This is a genomic window from Bacillus sp. FSL W8-0640 (assembly GCF_038007725.1).
GTDB lineage: Bacteria > Bacillota > Bacilli > Bacillales > Bacillaceae_G > Bacillus_A > Bacillus_A cereus.
Genome location: NZ_JBBOXT010000001.1, coordinates 2245834 through 2264668, shown reverse-complemented (window position 1 = coordinate 2264668; position 18835 = coordinate 2245834). Strand labels below are relative to the sequence as shown.

The following is an 18835-nucleotide window of genomic DNA, read 5'->3' as shown; positions in this document are numbered from 1 at the left end:
ATATATTAGAAGGTACCACGTCTTTTATCCTGCTATTTGTGGGCAGTAAGACCCCACTGATTAAAATTTCACTTTACCATGAGTCTATATTGTATATGTAGACAAGCATTCATTTCAAATTTTCGTATTAAAAAGAAATATGTTTCGGAATTTCCCCTTCAGGTACTTCTCCATCCATACTTAAATAATAATGACGAATCGGACGTAAGTTTTCGTCTAATTCATAAACAAGCGGAATGCTAGTTGGAATATTTAATGAAACTACACCATCACTTGAAAGGTTGTCTAAATATTTTACTAGCGAGCGAATTGTGTTACCGTGTGATGAAATAATTACTTTATTACCACTTTTTAATGTCGGCGCAATTTCTGAATGCCAATAAGCAAGTACTCTCTTCTCCGTATCCTCTAAACATTCAGTTAATGGAAATTCACCTTTTTTGAGTGTTTTATATCTTGGATCAGTCGCTTCATATCGAGGATCGTCTTCAGTAAGAGCCGGTGGTCTTACATCAACACTTCTTCTCCAAATATGAACTTGCTCCTCACCATACTTTTGAGCAGTTTCATCTTTATTCAGCCCTTGCAATGCACCATAATGTCTTTCATTTAGCTTCCAAGATTTATGTATTGGAACCCAAGTAAGATCCATCTCATGAAGTACAATCCATAACGTCCGAATTGCGCGTTTTAATACAGATGTATAAGCCACATCAAAAGTATATCCGTTTTTCTTTAATATTGCTCCTGCTTCTCTCGCTTCACTTAATCCATTCTCTGATAGATCAACATCTGTCCATCCAGTAAAGCGATTTTCAAGATTCCATAAGCTTTGTCCGTGACGAATAAGTACAAGTTTTATCATTATAATTCCCCTTTCGGAAATGTGAATTTTATTGTTCCATTGCGTACACGTATAAAGTATCTAGTAATGTATCTTTTTATCCATTCACTCTATGACCAAATCATAGTTGCCAAATGTATGGATAAAATTTGCTCTTTTTCAAACGATAAAAACAGAAGTTTTTTCATTATTTTTGATCGACTGGTATTTCACGTTTCGATATCCAAGCATCAAAACCTGATCGGCTATTTGCCATTTCATTCATAACTTGGTGCCAATTGTCCTCACATGATTCACCAAATTTTGAAAAAATAGCACCCATTTGTTGTCTTTGTACATCACTCAGTTTTTTCTCTAAGTCTGTACCTTTTTCTGTTAAAGACAACTGTTTCACACGTCGATCATGCATAGCTTCATTACTCTCAATTAAGCCCTTTTCCACAAGTTGACGTAGCGGCCCGTGGAGAGCTTGTTTACTTATTTCTAATAGTGATAATAACTCATTTACACTTATCCCTGGAAAACGTGCGATAAAAAATAAAATTCGATGATGTACTCGTTGAATGCCATATTCTTTTATAATTTCATCTGGCTTTTCAGTAAATGTTTTATATGCAAAATAAAATAATGCTAATGCCTCATTCATCTGTTCTTCTTTATGTTGTGTCATCTACTTTCCCCCTGTATGTAAATTATACCACAATCTAGTAATGAATATTTTAATCAACGCATTAGAACTTCTTTAGTCTATTGAAACATTCATTGCATAATTAGGAGATGATTCATTTGAAAAAACAATATACTGTAAGTACATATTTATTGGATAGACTACACGAATTAGGAATTGAACATATATTTGGGGTTCCTGGTGATTATAATCTTGCCTTTTTAGATGATGTGATAGCACATAAAAGTTTAAAATGGATTGGCAATTGTAATGAATTAAATGCTGCATATGCAGCAGATGGGTACGCTCGCATAAAAGGAATCGCCGCTCTTATTACTACTTTCGGTGTTGGAGAATTAAGCGCTATTAACGGTATTGCTGGCTCATATGCGGAAAACGTGCCAGTTATAAAAATTACAGGTACGCCACCAACAAAAGTAATGGAAAATGGAGCAATCGTCCATCATACGTTAGGAGATGGAAAGTTCGATCACTTTTCCAATATGTATCGAGAAATCACTATAGCACAAACAAATGTAACACCTGAGCATGCTGCTGAGGAAATTGACCGTGTTTTACGTGCATGTTGGAATGAAAAACGCCCTGTTCATATTAATTTGCCGATTGATGTGTATAATAAACCAATTAATAAACCGACAGAACCTATTATAAATAAACCTATTTTAAGTAATAAAGAAGCATTAAATAAAATGCTTCTACATGCCATTTCAAAAATAAATAGTGCCAAAAAACCTGTTATTTTAGCTGATTTTGAAGTAGATCGATTTCATGCTAAAGAAAGTTTACATCAATTCGTAGAAAAAACTGGGTTTCCCATCGCGACGTTCAGTATGGGAAAAGGAATATTCCCAGAAAAACACCCTCAATTTATAGGTGTTTATACTGGTGATGTAAGTTCTCCGTACTTGCGAAAAAGAATTGATGAATCTGATTGTATTATTAGTATTGGTGTGAAGTTAACTGATACTATTACAGGCGGCTTCACACAAGGTTTTACAAAAGAACAAGTTATAGAAATCCATCCCTACACTGTGAAAATTATAGATAAAAAATACGGTCCAGTTGTAATGCAGGATGTTTTACAACATTTAAGTGATTCAATTGAGCATCGTAATAAAGATACCCTTGACGTTAAGCCATTTATTTTAGAATCATCACCTTTTACTGAAGAGTTCAATCCAAAAGCACAAATGGTCACACAAAAACGTTTTTGGCAGCAAATGTACCATTTCTTACAAGAAAACGACGTCTTAATTGTAGAGCAAGGAACACCTTTCTTTGGTAGTGCTGCTATCCCTCTACCTAATGACACTGCATATGTAGGACAACCATTATGGGGATCTATCGGATATACACTGCCCGCTCTACTTGGTACACAGCTCGCCAATTTATCACGGCGCAACATTTTAATTATTGGTGATGGTTCTTTCCAAGTAACTGCCCAAGAGTTATCAACTATACTACGTCAAAATTTAAAACCGATTATATTTTTAATCAATAACAACGGATACACTGTTGAACGTGCCATTCACGGACAAAACCAACCTTATAATGACATACAGATGTGGGATTACAATAAACTATCAATGATATTTGGATCAGAAGAAAAAAGTCTAACCTTTAAAGTAGAAAATGAAGCAGAATTAGCAGAAACCTTAGCAAATATAATTTTTAATAAGAATCAACTTATCTTTATTGAAGTTATAATGAGCCAAAGCGATCAACCTGAATTGTTAGCTAAACTCGGGAAAAGATTCGGTCAGCAAAATTCTTAATATAAAAGCATAACCTAATTATACAACTAGTAGTGTAAAACTTGTTTTGAGAATAGTTTCGACACTCAAAATACATAAGGAAAAGGATGGAAAGTACCATCCTTTTCTATTTTAAGAGCCTTCTTCGACTAACGCCCCGTGCGACAAGCAAAAATTCTTAATCCATCTTTAATTTTATAGCTTTTGTCGCAATAAATGTTTTAATATGCTTATCTAATATCCTTGTTCCACCAAAATCATCCTCATAAAAACCTGTTATAGCAAAACCAGCATCAATTTGGCCTTGGATTTGGTCTTCTAAAGTATGCGCATATTCTATTGTTTGATTTGAATCGATGTAATCTTGAACTTCATCCTCTGGTAAATAATCCAATGTTGATGAAGGAATTGAATGTTTAACATCCAGAATACCTTTTTGCTCTTGGTTATCATCAAAAATCCATAGTAACGGATTTGTAAATCCAGCAATAAGAACACCTTTATTCTTTAAAACCCTAGAAACTTCATTCCATACAAGATGAACATCTTTTACAAACAAATAAGCTACGCTTTTTCTTTTTTATTCAGCAAGAGTTAACTGCCAAGATACACCATACTTATCATTTAACCAGCCAAACTTTTTACTAAACGGATAAGAACCTAAAGGCATAAGAATCGCTCCATCCTGCGCTAGTTTATGAAAGACCGTTTCAATTTCTTCTTCTGTCTCACAAGTTACATAAAGAGACATAGCTGGAGTGAATGTAAAATTATGATTTACATAACTATCAATACACATAAACTCTTGGCCATTTAGCGTAAAAGTTGCATGAATTACAGTTCCCTCTTTACCAGGTCCATTTTCATCGTAGCGAGAAATACTTACAATTTCTGATTGATCAAATAGTGACGTATAAAAATTCATTGCTTCCTCAGCTTTGCCCTCAAACATTAAAAACGTAGTAATTTTTTGATTTGCGTTACTCATATGGAGACAGCCCCTTGTTATGTATTTATGTAAAACATACGTCAACAAAACCAAACGTACGTTCCTTTTAATATATTGTCTATAAAAACGATGAGTTTGTCAATTATCTACTTTATTATTTCTTCTTAAATAATGCTGTCCAAAGAAATGATTCTCCAAACATTTCTTTCGGTTGTTTCATTTGTTTCATTCTTCTAATCTCAATTACCTCAAATTCTTTAAATATCTCTCTTAACTTTTCTTCCGAGTATGCAAGACCACCTTGTAGACTCCACCCTCTATATACGTCCCAATCTGTTATTTCCGATCCATTTCGCTCATCTAAATCACCTGCCGCAAAACATGTTAATCCGAAATAACCACCCGATTTTAATGAGTTTTTAATTAAATCCACATAATTTATTCTTCTATGCGGTGGAATGTGATGCAAACAGCCCGAATCGTATACAAAATCAAATTCGTTTTGAACCTCTAAATTAAAAATTGAATCACAAATAAAATGAATTGCTACCTCTTTTGCCAATGCCCTTTCTTTAGCCCAATTAATGCCTTCTACAGATAAATCCACTGCTGTTACATCAAATCCTTGAGTCGCTAAATAAATGGCATTTCTACCTGGACCACACCCAAGTTCTAATACTTTCCCTTTTGAAACTCTCTCTTTTTGTATATACGAAACTAGGTTCTCATCTGGGACATTTCCAAAAAACGGAACATCCTTTTCTCTATTCTCATAAAATTCATTCCAAAATGGTTCTGCAGGTCTTAATAATGAATCAAGCATTTTTAAAATGTCTTCTTGTGTGTGTAACGTTTCATTTTTTCATTAATACCCCTCCACAAATTAATAGTCAGAAAATTATTATATATCTTTTTGAACTTTCAAACAAAGAAAAACTCCTACATTCAATAGGAGTTTTTTCTTTAAAATCCAAGTACATCTTGCCATTTTAGCAATTTCTCTTCCCGTACTTTCAAATAATCATGTTCATATTTCCCCATCCGTATTTCACTAACAATTTCTCAGTCTGCAAAAAAAGAACTCTTTCTGTTTTCGCTGCTACCTTTACAACATGAGTCACTTAAGAAGAATACTTTGCTGAAAAATAAAGTCAATTTCGTTAAGGTATATTTTTGCTAACGCCTCTTCTTTCATACATGATATTTCTTTACTATTCACTTTCACACTTCCTGATGACATTTGATCCATTCCACTAATATTATATAATAACGTCGATTTTCCTGAGCCAGAAGCTCTCATGAACGATACACACTCTCCTTCATTTATCTTTAAAGCTATATTTTTTAGTAATTCGAAATTTCTATTTCCATCTATTGAGTATTTTTTATTTAATTGCTTTACTTCTAAAATTTTTTTCAAATTACACACCTCCTACTCTACTTTTAGCTTTCTTGCTTCCCTTATAAAATCCATATCTATGATCAACTTCTGCAATCATAATTACAAGTACCATTATTATTCCAGCTTTTACAAAAACACCTCTCCAAACTTTATCGACTTGGTATTTCTCTACGGCCTTTGCACGACGCATGATAGCTTTTCTAATTTTTCCTTTCTTTAAATTAGCTATTCTCCTAACTTCACTTTCTATTCAAAGGATCTATTTTGTTAAAAAATTCATTTTAATTTATAACCGCTATCTTTTTCTTTTATTTTCCATTAAAATTGAGTAAAACTATTTTGATAACATAGGAAAAAGCTATGAAGCATAACATCAATCTATGATCCTTTATTTGTTCTTTAGTTTGCGTTGGGCTATTCCGTTTATATTTTGAAATTTCACTTGAACTATTCAAATTTTTCACGGATTTATTACACATTCACCCTTTGTTTATATTACTAGTTTTAGCAATAGGAACTTTTTTGCAGACATCATAGGATTTTCTAAGATGAATAATTGGATTACGATGCTTAGAAGTGTAGCAACAGTCTTACTAACATTGGTATTATCAGTGTTTTTAACACTAACTTTGATTGTTGGCTATGCATTAAGTTAAACATCGTTCTTCGTGAATAAAACTCAATATTCCGTTAATAATATAGATAGGCAATAGCCAAAACTCATTTAATGAAATCCCTAACCTTTCTCCTTTCCCCTTGGAGAACCAAGCAGTTAGCTTTTGCTGGCTGCTCTTTTATTTTCTGCAATTGGTTACACTTACCTGATGTTTTTAACGTAAAATTAAGTTACGATATAAAAGAATAAAATATATTTGGCTGTTATACCATTACCCTAGGAAACTAGGGTTTTCATTTCCATAAAATTAAATTTTTGTTAAAAATAACGAACTTTCAAAGCTACTGAATTGTAAATATAAAAACACGACAGTAGACAAAAGACTTTGCAAAGAGTGCCTTTACAAGGCGCTCTTTTTTTACATATACTTATCAAATAGCGTTTTGGTTTAAAATAAATGCTCTAAATAAATTAGATACATTTACCAGTATGTTTACCACAACATTCATGTTAAAATCCCTTGTGAGTACGACATAACTCGACCTTATGAAGCCTTGCAGCCATTATCGCGGGGCTCTTTTTTTAATTTAATTAACGGTTTTGTTTAATTTTCTAACTTTTCCCCCACTTAACATACTAAAATTCATATATAATAAAAACATAGTTGCAGCATTTTATTATTAGGAGGTGTAATTATGTCATTTGCAGTATGGAGTGCAATTTTTATGACTTTGATCGGAGCAATGTCCGGAGCAATATTTGGTACAATCTCTTCTAGAAATAAGAACAAAAGTACGAACTAAAAAACCTAATATTAAAATTTAATATCTATTTCAGTGCCAGCTGATACACCCTTGACATTTCAGCTGGCATTTTCTATTTAAATAAGGTTTTTGTTAAAAACTTACATGGATATATTTTCTGATACTTAATTAATTATATTAGGAATGTTAGTAATACTAAAAATAATAATGATTTTGTTATACATCTGTTTCGGAATAAGTGCAGTTTTTAGATTAATAAAGGAATTTCAAAAGCTACAGAAAAAACAGTTCTTGATTTTAGTTGATTCTCTAATTTTGATAGAAGCAATATTTTTAATAGCTAGTTTCTTTATCTAAATTACATAAAAAAACTCCCAGTGAGTGAAGCAGCTAGCAAAAGCTAACTGCTTTTTAATTACAATTACTAGTTTGTTTAAATTCACCTTAATTCATATCAAGTTTTCTTAACATTCTCTTTAATAACCTTATAATATAATTAAACTATTTGTATGAGAGGTGATTATTATGAACTGGAAACAAAAATACAATCCAAAATATCTCTTTTACCGAATGTATAGTTATATTTATAAAGCCCTTGATGATATATCATGGTCCTTAAAATAACGCTTTTGTTCACTTTTTTGATACATTTACGAAACATTCATGTGTTATCTTCATTAAGTTCTTTTCTTTTTATAATGTCGTGTGAGATATACCAACAGAGGAAGCCCTAGATCTCCTAATCCTAGGGCTTTTTTATAAGAATTTTATACATTTTATTATTTCCACTAACTCTTTAAATTGTATATACATAATATAAAATTTTCATGTTGTTATATTTTTTGATGGCCTCTTATCTTTCCTTAAAAGGCTTTTTTTTCAAATAACGCTTTTATTTAATTTATATTTAAAAAGTTCCTTTTCATAAAGACTTCCCTTATGTGCTATACTCATTCTTAAATAATTGTATAAGGAATGTTAAAAATGGATGATAGATCGTCAAGACAATGGAAATTGCGACAAAAGTTAAGAGCACTGAAAACCAAAAACAACAATGACACAAACCCTTTGTTTAGTGAATGCCTTGAATCCCTAGGAAACGAAACTCTCATTTTCTCCCAAGAAAAAAGCCAGCAAATTGCTACTATTTTAATGAATTCATTTCCTATAACTGTCTCGGGAAGAATAGATTGGGAACAGATAGATAATCAATTCATAGCTTCGAACAAAGAACAACTAATTTCCCTTATTAGAGCAAACCAACTAGATTTTGACGAACAGATTTTTATAATATGGGATAACTATGAAATCCCTGTAGTAAGTACAAATCTTGATAAAGTATTCCAATCACTAGTTGACGTTGATGCAGTCAGTTTTTATTACTGGCTATTAGACAAAGAATATAGATTCGTAATTGAAATAAATGATGAAGAATTGATTAGGATTGGGTTTCGCTAATACTCTAAGCATATGAAGCTAGTTCCCTTCATTTCTTAATATTTTCTTCGTCACCACCGCTATTATTATCATTATGAAACTAATAGCAAATATAGGTAAATAAATTTTCGTACTGAATCCTTCAAACATAAAACCATATACGACTTGCCCAATTGGTGCCATACATTGAGATACCGCTGTTATAAATGCCATCACTTTTCCTAGATTTTCATTTGGTGTTTTCTTTTGGACTACAGTAATCACATAAATGGATACAATTGTCATAATCATTGCGATTAGAAGAGAAGAAAGTATAAAGAGGATAAATGGTGGATAGTATCCTAAATTAAGAATAAACGGTGTAACTGATAGTGCCACTGGCATTACTAATAAAGCTATGATAAGCATCCAATTATATAATGTTTTCATCTGTAACTTTTTAGCAAAGAAACCGATTGACAATGCCCCTAATATGGTTGCAAAATCAATTAATCCCATTCCAATTCCATACATCGTATCGCTACTCTGCATAGTTACTCGTAACATAATAGGTCCTCCAACAACAAATAACGGTGTCAAAATTAAGTTTAGTAAAGCTGCAAGTAACATAGCCTTCAAAATAAAAGGTTGCTTTAAAACATAAAGAAAACCTTTTTTCATATCTTTTACAATTGTCGGTATGATATGGCTTTCTTGCGCTCTTTTTATAAAAGGTATTGTAATAAACATTTCTAAAATTGCAGATAAAAAGAAAGCAAGACAACTTGTTATTACGAGCATTTTCAAACCAATTATGCCATATAATATTCCTCCTAGTACAGGTGCAACTATATTAGATAATGCTTGCACACCATTTATGATACCGTTTGCTTGTTCTAACTTTTTCTCTGGAACTAATTGCGGAATACTTGCCATAACAACTGGTGAGTACATTGCACTAATGACTGCTAGTAAAAACATAATTGCTCCAATCAATAAAATAGATACCGATTCAGTTAATAACAAAACTATAAAACTTAATACAATAGCAGCGTTTATAAAATCCAAAATGACCATTACATTACGGCGGTTGAAACGATCTGCTATCGCTCCGCCAAGAGGAGCTAACAAAAACGGGATACTCGTTATGGCATATAACCCTGCAAATATATCGGCACGTTCTGTTATATCTAGCACATATAAAGACAGTGCAAAACGTAATAGTGTTGAACCTAAAATAGTAATAATTTGACCACTTACCATTAAGTGAAAATCTTTCAAGGAAGATTGAATACTTGCTGGCATCTTCATCACATCCTTCATTTAGTCTAGACCGACTGCCGGTCTATAACACCCAAACAGAAAAAAGCTATTTCTGTTTCATTAAAACCTCGATCATATAATCAAAGGACCCTTCTTTCGCTCCAACAGATACTTCCATCATTTTAATATAAGCCTTAGCTCTTCTCATCATTTCTTCCGGTTTCCACTGGAATAAACCATCATCAAATATGACTTGTGCTGAAGAGAGTAATAATTCAATTGTTTCTTGTGGGTATGGAGTAGAAAATATGCCTTCTTCTATTCCTTGCTCTAAAACTTCCGTTAATACAGGAGATAAATGTATAATGGATTGCACTAAACTTTTCTGATGCATTTCTGCATTATTTGGTTGATGGAATTGTTCAATCATTTTTTCTTTGACATCTCCTGATTTTGGTGATTGTTCCATTAAAATTTTAAATAACTTATCTAAAACGGGGATATCGGGATTGGAGACAATCCTTTTCGCCTTAGTGACATCCTCTTTAATAATCCTCATAATGATTTCATCCATTACTTCCTCCTTCGACTTAAAATAATGATAAAACGTCCCCTTTGCTATACCAATTTCTTTTAAAATATCATTCACGGTTGTTTTCGTATAACCTTTCGTAAGAAACAAACGCTCAGCTGTTTCTAAAATTTCCTTTCTACGCTCCTCATACTCCTTTACAATTCGCATTCAAGTTCTCCTTCCCATCAGACCGACTGTCGGTCTATTAAAATTATATGTTTAGTTTGCAAAAAGTTTCCTATTATCGTACATATACAACACCATACTTTCTATTTCCTTTATAAATTTTTATTTTTTAACGTCCGCTCAATTTGTTTAAAACGTATCTCATGTTTCTTATCGTCACCTTTCATTTTAGGAAAAGAACGATGCCTCCGTTCGATCTATGTACTTATCAATGGAGTATTTTGTTGAGTTCCAATATGTAATATTGCATATTTCGCACTTTTAATTTTTGTATATGTGATAATTTATTTATAAAAATATAAATTATTAATAAGGGTGATTTATATGAGCAAGTTCCGAAAGAAGATGATTAAATATTTGCAAACATTTTGGGGATGCTTAGCATTTGGTGTATTAATGTTTGCTATCTTCTTAATTACGGATTTAACAGATGCATCTTTAAATACATTAGGCTGGAGAGACTGGCTAGGTTCTGTAGCAGGCGCAACCATTTTATCTGTTGGGATGTTTACTTTAAATAAATTGAATTTAAAATAAATATTCGGTCAATACTGAATGTGGGCTGTATGCCAACATTCATTTAAAGTAGTCTTCTCTGTATCTCCTTGTATTGAGTAGTTAGCTTTTGCTAGCCGCTCTTTTATTTTGTTCCGGTTCTTGCCTCTTAAAGAACTCTTTATCTACTTTCCCCCAATAAGTACACATATCTATTCTCTATTGCTACAAAATGAAATCTTTATTTTGTTTTACGCGTCGCTTCTTCAATCAGCCAAGATACAATATTAAAATCATTAGCTTCACCCTTTAAAGATGTTCCGTTCCAAAAGCATTCTTTCATCACTTCAAGTAATTCTTCAACAGCTTCAATTCATCTCATATTCATTTTCCTTTTCTTCCAAATAACTATTTTGTTTTACTAATTAGCTGATTAATTTCACAAACACCTTTATCAAACATTCCACGTTTCTTCACCCCGTGAATATTTTCCAAATAAAAATACATACTATTTTCAAGCCGCCGTGTCCACGGCTAATACCTCTTTCTTTTGTTACAGCAAAAACAGGTAGGTTCTTCACTTATCTACTTTCTCTGTATATTTTTTAAGAAATCGAAAATAATACCAACAAGCTGTTTGAACTAGCAGCTTCACTCTTCTCGCAATGGGGATGCAAATTATCACAATTAGCTAACTCATTGAACTCACTGGCAGACAACCAAAATCGTTGTCTGCTTTTTGTATGAGATTTTTCGTTTTACATATACTACTTTTGAACCTGCAGACCAATACGAGCCATTTTGGTGCTTGGGATTTCCCTTCCGGGGATAAGTATCTTTTACTTATCCCTTTTTTGTATAGACACGTATATTTAGGGTAAAACTAATTACAAGCAGATTTTCTGTTTATGCGTAGTTCTAAACAAGATTACTTTTTCTCCTATTAAAGGACGGCAGGTACGACTGCTAGTCCTTTTTCTTATTTCGCATATTATCACTACATTACCTTCATCGTCGTCGTAAGCAATTTCCCCATAAGGATGGCAGTGGTGCTTCTCGAGTTCCTCATCGATCAAAACTAACAAATTAGTTTTCCAGTTTCCAACGATCGTACACCAATACGAGTTTAATCCTTCATAAACTTCTCTTGTTCTATTTCAATAATTGCGGAATGTATAATGAAAATACTCGCTCGCTTCAATACCTTTTCTTTTAACCAAAGTGTTCTGCTGAATGATAGTAATACCCTTGCACTAATGGTTTTGGACTATAAAATTCCCTTTATAAATTTCAAATGCGGTGAATGAAATTTTGTTTTTTTCTTGCCATCATCCTTGTTGTATACAAACAAAAAAGAGCCACAATATTTTGCGACTCTTTTACAATTATAACTATTTAACGGCCACGTCTTTGCTGACCTTGCTTTGTACTACCTTTTTTATTACTTGGCTTATTAAATGATCGGTTATTTTCATTTCTAGAACTATTTCTCGAACTATTTCTTGAATCACTTCTTGAGCTATTTCTTGAATCACGTCTTGATTCACTTCTTGAACCTTCGCGGCTATCTCTTTGACGATTTTGACCTGATTTCTTCGGAGCCGGCTTTGGTACCGGTTTTCCGTTTTCATCTACACGTTTTATCTTCGGTTGTTCGATTATTTCTCTTTGTATTGGTGCACCAAGCGTTTTTTCAATTTCTTCTAAATGTTTTTCATCTTTCGCTGCAACGAACGTAATTGCAAGACCTGATCCACCTGCACGTCCTGTTCGGCCAATACGGTGAATATAACTTTCTACATCTTCAGGGATGTCAAAGTTAAATACGTGCGTTACACCATCTACATCAAGTCCACGAGCTGCTACATCCGTTGCGATTAAGTACTGAATTTTAGCTTCGCGGAAACTCTTCATAACTCTTTCACGTTTCGCTTGAGGTATATCACCATGAAGTTCAGCACAATTATAACCTAGTCCTTTTAAATTATCATACAGTTTACTTACTCTAAGTTTTGTACGGCAGAAAATAACAGCTAAAAATGGCTGATCACGATCCATAACAAAACGAAGTGCATCTGGCTTTGCACGGTCTGTCGTCTCAATGACACGCTGCTCAATTGTATCAACCGTTACTTCTTCACTTTGTACTTGAATCATTTGCGGTTCATCCATATAACGCTTCGCCAATTTTTTAATATCTTTTGGCATCGTTGCTGAGAATAACATCGTTTGTTTACTACCTGGTGTCTCATCTAAAATATCTTCAATATCATATAAGAAACCAAAATAAAGCATTTGATCCGCTTCATCTAGTACAATCGTTGAAAGATTACTTAAATCAATTGTTTCACGGCGTATATGATCTAATAATCGTCCTGGTGTTGCAACAACAATATGTGTATTACCTTTTAATTTTCTCAATTGTTGTGCTACATCTTGCCCACCATAAATCGCTAGTACATTAATATCTTCTCTTTGAACAAGCATTTTTTTAATTTCAGTTGTAATTTGCAGGGCTAGTTCCCTTGTTGGTGCAACAATTAAAGCCTGAACATCACTAGACTCTGAATCGATTTTTTCTAAAATCGGTAACACGAATGCTAACGTTTTACCCGTGCCTGTTTTTGCCTGCCCAATAATATCTTTACCAGACATAATAACAGGAATTGCCTGCTCTTGAATTGGTGTTGCTTCTGTAATTCCATTTTCACGTAATGTATGATTAAAAGTTTCACTAATTCCTAATTCTAAAAAATTTTTCAAATAGACCACTTCTTTTCCTTATTTTTCACATTAGCTTTCATTGTACCATTTGTTTCGCCAAATATGAAAAATAAAAAAATTCTTATCTTCTTTTTTTATATTCATCCTGTACTAGATGAACAAATTCTTTTTGCTTTTTCTCAGATTTTATTAATGCTTCCATATTTATAGAAGTCAAAATATACCTTTTAATTTTTCTATTACTCCAAATTAAACTTGTATACTTCAGATCTTCATGTAGATTTCGAAACCACTCTAATTCACTTAATTTTGCGATATGATGTTTCAATTTCATGTCATTTCGAGGATAAAATAAAATGATATCTGCTATTACATCAAATAACGAACCCATCTTCTCCCCCCTATACTCTTGCTCAAATTATATATATTCTTCTTTACATATATATTTCAATTTTACCGAAATATAATGTTACTGATTTGGTTGAAATCGCAAAATATATGAACTAAAAACCAATCTTTTCGATTTAGGAAAGACCGATTTTCATTAATTTATACAGTAAGCTTTCCTCCATGATAGCAATAATACTCTGCTGCTTTAAAACTTTTAATCCTGTTTAAAGACTGTTTCGCTTTTTCTATATCCAAACAAAAATTCGGATTAGCTATTACTAACTCACGATTCTCTTGAACAGCCGCATCTCCCGTAATTACACAATCTAAATTCGGAAAATATAATGAAATATGCCCCGAAGTATGTCCTGGCGTCGCTACTATTTGACATTCATTATTCAAAATCATTTGACCATCATGCACTTTTTCATCGACGGAAATATGTTTTATATTTTTTAACTGTTGTATAAACCATTTACCAAATTCTTTTTCTTCATTTGGCATACGTTCTAACATTTCTTCAGCTTGAACTAACCTCTCTGATTTTATATCACCACTAATATAGTTAGATTCAATTTCACTAGCAATAACATTAATTTGAGGATATTTCACTTTAAAATCGTATACAGACCCTATATGATCATCATCATAATGAGTAATAATTATATTTTTTAAGTTTTTCATCTCATATCCATGTTTTAATATTGCATTTTCAATTAAAGGTAAAAAACTTGGATATCCTGTATCGACTAACGTTAATTCATTATGTACTATAATTAAACTTGGATAAACACATTGTTTTTGCCCGTTAAATTCGAATTCAATTGGCAGTTCTATTATTTTCATTTTTCTTCCCCCATACCGCTTATAAAATGCATAATAATAACTAAATCATCCACATACATCTTACATATATATACTATGTAACGGAACACTGTGAATCATTGTATAATCCACATTATATTATTTTAAACAGGTAATCCCCTATTTTTATGGAAATATATAATTAAGAAAAACAATAAAATTGATTAATCTCTCACTTCTTTGTCCATCCTTTTAAAAAATCTATGTTTTTGTAAAAGGAGCGTTCATATGGAGAAACAGACACTTTGGAAAAAGTTCAAAAAAAGCTCTGTAAACCTCGGTAAATCTAGCGTATATGAAAGTATTATTTTATTCTACACAATGAAAAAGAAAGAATTACCTACTAAGGCAAAATTCATAATATTAGCCGCTTTATCTTATTACGTATTAACAATCGATTTCATTCCAGATATAGCTGCTATTATTGGGATTGGCTTATTAGCTGATGTTTTAGCAATCGCTGTAGCGCATAAATATGTGATGCGCCATGCAGATGCTGAAATTCGAGAGAAGAGCAAAGTAAAGATGGAATCATTATTTACTTCAGCACAAGCATAATGAAATTATCTAGTCATTTACCTACCTTTTTACTTTCAAATAAGGCTAACTGTAATTAATAATAGTTCCACCTCACTGAATATTACCCTTCACCATGAGAGCATAGCAGAATAAATTCCTAAACAAAAGCATTTCTCTTAGCTCTCAAACCGTAAACAAATAGGGAATCAGCACTTGTTCCTAAGTTCTGACTCCCTTTTATTTGTTCTTATATCTATCTGTTATACAGTTTCATACGTTCCCTTATACAAAACTGCTATTGCCGCTACTATAAGAATCATACCCATAAAAGCAGGTGCGGCATGACCAAGTGATACATAGATTTGTCCTCCAATAATCGGACCAATCATTCTTGCTAAAGCTTGAATAGATTGGCTTCCACCTTGAATCCTTCCTTGTTCATTAGAACTGACAGACTTTGAAAGCATCCCGTTGAATGAAGGCCCGAAAATTGAATCCCCAAAACCAAACATTAGCATTCCAACGATAAGTAGTGGAGAGAGTGAAAATACAGCTGATGCTGCAATAAAACTGTATCCTATAATCTCCGAAACCATCCCAAGAATTGCTATTTGTTTATCACTAAGCTTGATTAAAAGCTTTGGCATGATAAAACTTTGTGAAACAATGTCTTGAAAGCCCAAAATTGAAAACATAAGTCCGATTAATGCAGGTTTCCAACTGAAAGTATCTATTGTAAATTGCGTGAAAATTGCTTGTAAAGATCCGTTAGGTATCCAAAGTAAAAACGCTGAGATAAGTAACCATTTTAAATTTTTCATGGAAAGTATATTTGCTAGCTGTGCAAAAGGATTTAACCTTACAAAAGTAATCTCTTTTAACCTGTTATTTTTGTCAAGACTCTCAGGCATGTATTTCATACCATATAAAACATTTAATAAAGTTATGAACGCTCCAAAGTATAAAGGTACAGAATGACCAAACTTTGCAAGTAACCCCCCAAGAGTTGGTCCAATAATAGTTCCCGCACCTACAACTGCACTCACCCATCCAAAGTATTTCGTTCTCTGCTCTTTCGGAATGATGTCTGCAAAATATGCGAAGATAGTACTTATGCTCCCACCTGTTATACCTTCTATTATGCGTCCAGCAAATAATACCCATAAAGCTCCTCCTATGCCAAAAACTAAGTACCCAATTGCAGAACCAAATAAGCATATTAAAAGTAATGGACGACGGCCATACTTATCGCTTAAACCCCCGAGTGCTGGAGCAGCTAAAAACACACAGGCCGCATATACGGAAGTTAGTAGTGTAACAACTAATGCTTGTTCTTCCGGATTACTTGTATATGGCTGTACTAAGAATGGGACTACAGGCATGATGATACTGAAACCTATACCACAAAGAAATACAGAAATAAGTCCGAATAGTAACGCATGTTTATCTATGCTTTTTTCAGTTTCCCTTTCATTTTGTGATCTAAATATAGACATTTAACTTCTCTCCTTAAAATGTTTTGTTGCTTTGTCAACAAAATGATAACCCTGTTTTGTTGATTAGTCAACAAAGATGAAATAATAAAAAAGCAGCCTATTCTCATATTAGAGTAAGGCTGCCATTTTATTATTAAAATGTATTACGATTTAATATGTATACCTTGTTTCTTTATTTCTGCATCCAAATGTCTACTATACTTTTCCACAAAGCTAATTATACTGTCGAATTCTTCTTCAGTTACTTGCTCAAATACAGCTTTATCCCGCTCTTGAAACTCTTTGTGCAGATTTTCATGGATTTTATAAATTTCTTTCCCTTGTTCGGTAAGCTTAAAATAAATTTCTTTCTTATTTTCTGACTTTTGGTAACTTTCAACAAGGCCTTTTTGTATGAGCTTCTTAGTCATTCTACTTATAGCACCGCGAGTCACATAAAAAGCCTCTGCGAGTTGTGTCACGTTAGAATCTGCATTGTTTTCAATATATTCAATACAGTGGACTTCAGAAGACTTAAACCCTTTAAGACCTTCTTCCATCTTATCTTTATTAAGCCAAACCAGCTTATTATATAATTCCCTGAAACCGTTCATGACCTGTTCTTCTTTATTCATGACCTGCCCTCCTCACCGCTCATTAGCACATTAAAACTATTATATTAAATTTCTGCTTACGTTTCGACAATATTGAAATAATTATTGTAACATTAAAGATATGTGTAAAAATAGGCGCTTAAATAAAACAATTCATTAGACAGCAAATTCTGCAAGTTTATTGCTACTTACAGTAAATGGTAGACAAAAAGTAAGAGCTAAGATCATTTCTCTTAGCTCTTCTTTCATAAAACTATTTCACTTCATTAGCGACAAAAAAGTGCTCACATACACTTGATATGCGCTGTAAGTCCACGTTCCCACCAGATATAACAGCCACTACTTTTTTCCCTTTTATATAACTATCAACTTTTCCCGCAAGAAGTGCAGCAGTTGCTAATGCACCTGCACCTTCTACAACAGCTTTCCCACGTTGTAATAAATCTTTCATCGCTACTTCCAGCTCTTTTTCTGATACAGTTACAATATCATCTACTAATTCTTTTACAATTTCAAATGTTAATTTTCCTGGTATTTTAACTGCGCAACCATCTGCAATAGTAGGGGCCTCATAATGTTCTACGATTGCGCCTTTATCGTAAGATGCCTTCATTCCATGAACATTATCTGCTTGGACACCAATTATATTAATGGATGGATTAAAAGATTTTAATGCTACAGAAATACCAGAAATAATTCCGCCTCCACCTATTGGTACAATGACAGTATCTACATCCCACATATCATCAAGAATGTCTAATCCAATTGTACCTTGACCAGCCATTACCTCTACATCATCATATGGATGTAAGTATGTTTCACCTGTTTCCCTTATAATTTCTTCACATTTTACCTTTGCATCATCAAAGGTTTCACCATGTAAAATCACTTCAGATCCATATCCTTTTGTTGCTTCAACTTTTGCCTGAGGTGCAGAAATTGGCATAACAATTTTACTCTTAATACCGAGTAAATGAGCAGATAATGCAACTCCTTGTGCATGATTACCTGCTGAACATGCGATTACACCTCTTTCTTTTTCTTGATCCGTGAGCCGTGACATTTTATTAAATGCGCCACGAAATTTAAAAGAACCCGTTAATTGCATATTTTCTAATTTCAAATGTATTTCTCCGCCCGTTTTACTAGTCAAATAAAAAGATTTTACTAATGGCGTTTTACGAGCATTTCTATCTAGAATCTTGTGAGCTTTTTTAATATCGTCTATATGTAATGGTAGTTTTCTAGTTATCATACTGACACCTCTTCCAAAGTTCTATTTCTAAGTTTTCGTAAGT

Annotated in this window: 17 protein-coding genes and 3 pseudogenes; 5 read left to right on the top strand and 15 right to left on the bottom strand. The window is 32.9% G+C overall.

Annotated features, from left to right (window positions below; all coding sequences use genetic code 11):
* Positions 1-127: 127 nt before the first annotated feature.
* Complete coding sequence (gpmA, locus tag N2V80_RS11815) at positions 128-865, bottom strand: 2,3-diphosphoglycerate-dependent phosphoglycerate mutase (protein WP_000594152.1); 738 nt, start codon at positions 863-865, stop codon at positions 128-130.
* Positions 866-1031: 166 nt separating this feature from the next.
* On the bottom strand, positions 1032-1514 hold the full coding sequence (locus N2V80_RS11810) for a MarR family winged helix-turn-helix transcriptional regulator (protein WP_000191888.1): 483 nt from the start codon (positions 1512-1514) through the stop codon (positions 1032-1034).
* Positions 1515-1621: 107 nt separating this feature from the next.
* On the opposite strand from N2V80_RS11810, the gene N2V80_RS11805 reads away from it, so the two are divergent.
* On the top strand, positions 1622-3307 hold the full coding sequence (locus N2V80_RS11805; protein WP_061655972.1) for an alpha-keto acid decarboxylase family protein: 1686 nt from the start codon (positions 1622-1624) through the stop codon (positions 3305-3307).
* Positions 3308-3464: 157 nt separating this feature from the next.
* On the opposite strand, the pseudogene N2V80_RS11800 reads toward N2V80_RS11805, so the two are convergent.
* The 5 genes and pseudogenes from N2V80_RS11800 to N2V80_RS11780 form a co-directional block, all read right to left on the bottom strand.
* Positions 3465-3854 (bottom strand): annotated as a pseudogene (locus N2V80_RS11800) (SAM-dependent methyltransferase); the annotation flags it as partial.
* A gap of 12 nt (positions 3855-3866) precedes the next feature.
* Positions 3867-4274, bottom strand: a complete 408-nt coding sequence (locus N2V80_RS11795) for a VOC family protein (RefSeq protein WP_000063589.1) — start codon at positions 4272-4274, stop codon at positions 3867-3869.
* A 115-nt stretch (positions 4275-4389) separates the two neighbouring features.
* Positions 4390-5058 carry a class I SAM-dependent methyltransferase gene (locus N2V80_RS11790; RefSeq protein WP_061655971.1) on the bottom strand — a complete coding sequence of 223 codons (669 nt, stop codon included), beginning with the start codon at positions 5056-5058 and terminating at the stop codon, positions 4390-4392.
* Between the two features lie 297 nt (positions 5059-5355).
* Positions 5356-5655: pseudogene (locus tag N2V80_RS11785) on the bottom strand (ATP-binding cassette domain-containing protein); the annotation flags it as partial.
* 1 nt (position 5656) lies between these two features.
* Positions 5657-5842 carry a DUF3983 domain-containing protein gene (locus tag N2V80_RS11780; RefSeq protein ID WP_254905685.1) on the bottom strand — a complete coding sequence of 62 codons (186 nt, stop codon included), beginning with the start codon at positions 5840-5842 and terminating at the stop codon, positions 5657-5659.
* Between the two features lie 185 nt (positions 5843-6027).
* Between N2V80_RS11780 and N2V80_RS11775 the strand changes: the two are divergent.
* Together N2V80_RS11775 and N2V80_RS11770 are read left to right on the top strand one after the other, a co-directional pair.
* Positions 6028-6293 (top strand): annotated as a pseudogene (locus N2V80_RS11775) (hypothetical protein).
* A gap of 1708 nt (positions 6294-8001) precedes the next feature.
* Positions 8002-8475, top strand: a complete 474-nt coding sequence (locus N2V80_RS11770; protein ID WP_000342728.1) for a CDI toxin immunity protein — start codon at positions 8002-8004, stop codon at positions 8473-8475.
* 18 nt (positions 8476-8493) lie between these two features.
* Here N2V80_RS11770 and N2V80_RS11765 read toward each other — a convergent pair whose 3' ends face one another.
* Together N2V80_RS11765 and N2V80_RS11760 are read right to left on the bottom strand one after the other, a co-directional pair.
* Positions 8494-9738, bottom strand: coding sequence for an MFS transporter (locus N2V80_RS11765; protein WP_001111710.1), 1245 nt, complete (start codon positions 9736-9738; stop codon positions 8494-8496).
* Between the two features lie 64 nt (positions 9739-9802).
* Positions 9803-10438: a TetR/AcrR family transcriptional regulator gene (locus N2V80_RS11760; RefSeq protein ID WP_001223580.1), complete on the bottom strand. Its 636-nt coding sequence runs from the start codon at positions 10436-10438 to the stop codon at positions 9803-9805.
* Between the two features lie 342 nt (positions 10439-10780).
* Between N2V80_RS11760 and N2V80_RS11755 the strand changes: the two genes are divergently transcribed.
* Positions 10781-10993, top strand: coding sequence for a hypothetical protein (locus tag N2V80_RS11755; protein WP_000033159.1), 213 nt, complete (start codon positions 10781-10783; stop codon positions 10991-10993).
* A gap of 1353 nt (positions 10994-12346) precedes the next feature.
* Here N2V80_RS11755 and N2V80_RS11750 read toward each other — a convergent pair.
* From N2V80_RS11750 to N2V80_RS11740, 3 genes are all read right to left on the bottom strand, one after another.
* A complete protein-coding gene (locus N2V80_RS11750; RefSeq protein WP_061654578.1) occupies positions 12347-13723 on the bottom strand; it encodes a DEAD/DEAH box helicase in 1377 nt (458 codons plus the stop codon).
* A gap of 73 nt (positions 13724-13796) precedes the next feature.
* Positions 13797-14066: a hypothetical protein gene (locus tag N2V80_RS11745; protein ID WP_000535034.1), complete on the bottom strand. Its 270-nt coding sequence runs from the start codon at positions 14064-14066 to the stop codon at positions 13797-13799.
* A 158-nt stretch (positions 14067-14224) separates the two neighbouring features.
* Complete coding sequence (locus tag N2V80_RS11740; RefSeq protein ID WP_000691169.1) at positions 14225-14911, bottom strand: MBL fold metallo-hydrolase; 687 nt, start codon at positions 14909-14911, stop codon at positions 14225-14227.
* Between the two features lie 246 nt (positions 14912-15157).
* On the opposite strand from N2V80_RS11740, the gene N2V80_RS11735 reads away from it, so the two are divergent.
* Positions 15158-15487, top strand: coding sequence for a YkvA family protein (locus tag N2V80_RS11735; protein ID WP_000415084.1), 330 nt, complete (start codon positions 15158-15160; stop codon positions 15485-15487).
* A gap of 221 nt (positions 15488-15708) precedes the next feature.
* Here N2V80_RS11735 and N2V80_RS11730 read toward each other — a convergent pair whose 3' ends face one another.
* The 3 genes from N2V80_RS11730 to tdcB all read right to left on the bottom strand — a co-directional run bounded on the left by N2V80_RS11730 (position 15709) and on the right by tdcB (position 18792).
* Positions 15709-16944, bottom strand: a complete 1236-nt coding sequence (locus tag N2V80_RS11730; protein WP_000021820.1) for an MFS transporter — start codon at positions 16942-16944, stop codon at positions 15709-15711.
* Positions 16945-17087: 143 nt separating this feature from the next.
* On the bottom strand, positions 17088-17558 hold the full coding sequence (locus tag N2V80_RS11725; RefSeq protein ID WP_001030901.1) for a MarR family transcriptional regulator: 471 nt from the start codon (positions 17556-17558) through the stop codon (positions 17088-17090).
* A 232-nt stretch (positions 17559-17790) separates the two neighbouring features.
* Positions 17791-18792, bottom strand: a complete 1002-nt coding sequence (tdcB, locus tag N2V80_RS11720; protein WP_000632960.1) for a bifunctional threonine ammonia-lyase/L-serine ammonia-lyase TdcB — start codon at positions 18790-18792, stop codon at positions 17791-17793.
* Between the last annotated feature and the right edge of the window lie 43 nt (positions 18793-18835).

What these genes read in the sequence shown, in the direction of transcription:
- gpmA (WP_000594152.1), bottom strand. Translation starts at nt 865, where the DNA reads ATGATAAAACTTGTACTTATTCGTCACGGACAAAGCTTATGGAATCTT.
- N2V80_RS11810 (WP_000191888.1), bottom strand. Translation starts at nt 1,514, where the DNA reads ATGACACAACATAAAGAAGAACAGATGAATGAGGCATTAGCATTATTT.
- N2V80_RS11805 (WP_061655972.1), top strand. Translation starts at nt 1,622, where the DNA reads ATGATTCATTTGAAAAAACAATATACTGTAAGTACATATTTATTGGAT.
- N2V80_RS11795 (WP_000063589.1), bottom strand. Translation starts at nt 4,274, where the DNA reads ATGAGTAACGCAAATCAAAAAATTACTACGTTTTTAATGTTTGAGGGC.
- N2V80_RS11790 (WP_061655971.1), bottom strand. Translation starts at nt 5,058, where the DNA reads ATGCTTGATTCATTATTAAGACCTGCAGAACCATTTTGGAATGAATTT.
- N2V80_RS11770 (WP_000342728.1), top strand. Translation starts at nt 8,002, where the DNA reads ATGGATGATAGATCGTCAAGACAATGGAAATTGCGACAAAAGTTAAGA.
- N2V80_RS11765 (WP_001111710.1), bottom strand. Translation starts at nt 9,738, where the DNA reads ATGCCAGCAAGTATTCAATCTTCCTTGAAAGATTTTCACTTAATGGTA.
- N2V80_RS11760 (WP_001223580.1), bottom strand. Translation starts at nt 10,438, where the DNA reads ATGCGAATTGTAAAGGAGTATGAGGAGCGTAGAAAGGAAATTTTAGAA.
- N2V80_RS11755 (WP_000033159.1), top strand. Translation starts at nt 10,781, where the DNA reads ATGAGCAAGTTCCGAAAGAAGATGATTAAATATTTGCAAACATTTTGG.
- N2V80_RS11745 (WP_000535034.1), bottom strand. Translation starts at nt 14,066, where the DNA reads ATGGGTTCGTTATTTGATGTAATAGCAGATATCATTTTATTTTATCCT.
- N2V80_RS11740 (WP_000691169.1), bottom strand. Translation starts at nt 14,911, where the DNA reads ATGAAAATAATAGAACTGCCAATTGAATTCGAATTTAACGGGCAAAAA.
- N2V80_RS11735 (WP_000415084.1), top strand. Translation starts at nt 15,158, where the DNA reads ATGGAGAAACAGACACTTTGGAAAAAGTTCAAAAAAAGCTCTGTAAAC.
- N2V80_RS11730 (WP_000021820.1), bottom strand. Translation starts at nt 16,944, where the DNA reads ATGTCTATATTTAGATCACAAAATGAAAGGGAAACTGAAAAAAGCATA.
- N2V80_RS11725 (WP_001030901.1), bottom strand. Translation starts at nt 17,558, where the DNA reads ATGAATAAAGAAGAACAGGTCATGAACGGTTTCAGGGAATTATATAAT.
- tdcB (WP_000632960.1), bottom strand. Translation starts at nt 18,792, where the DNA reads ATGATAACTAGAAAACTACCATTACATATAGACGATATTAAAAAAGCT.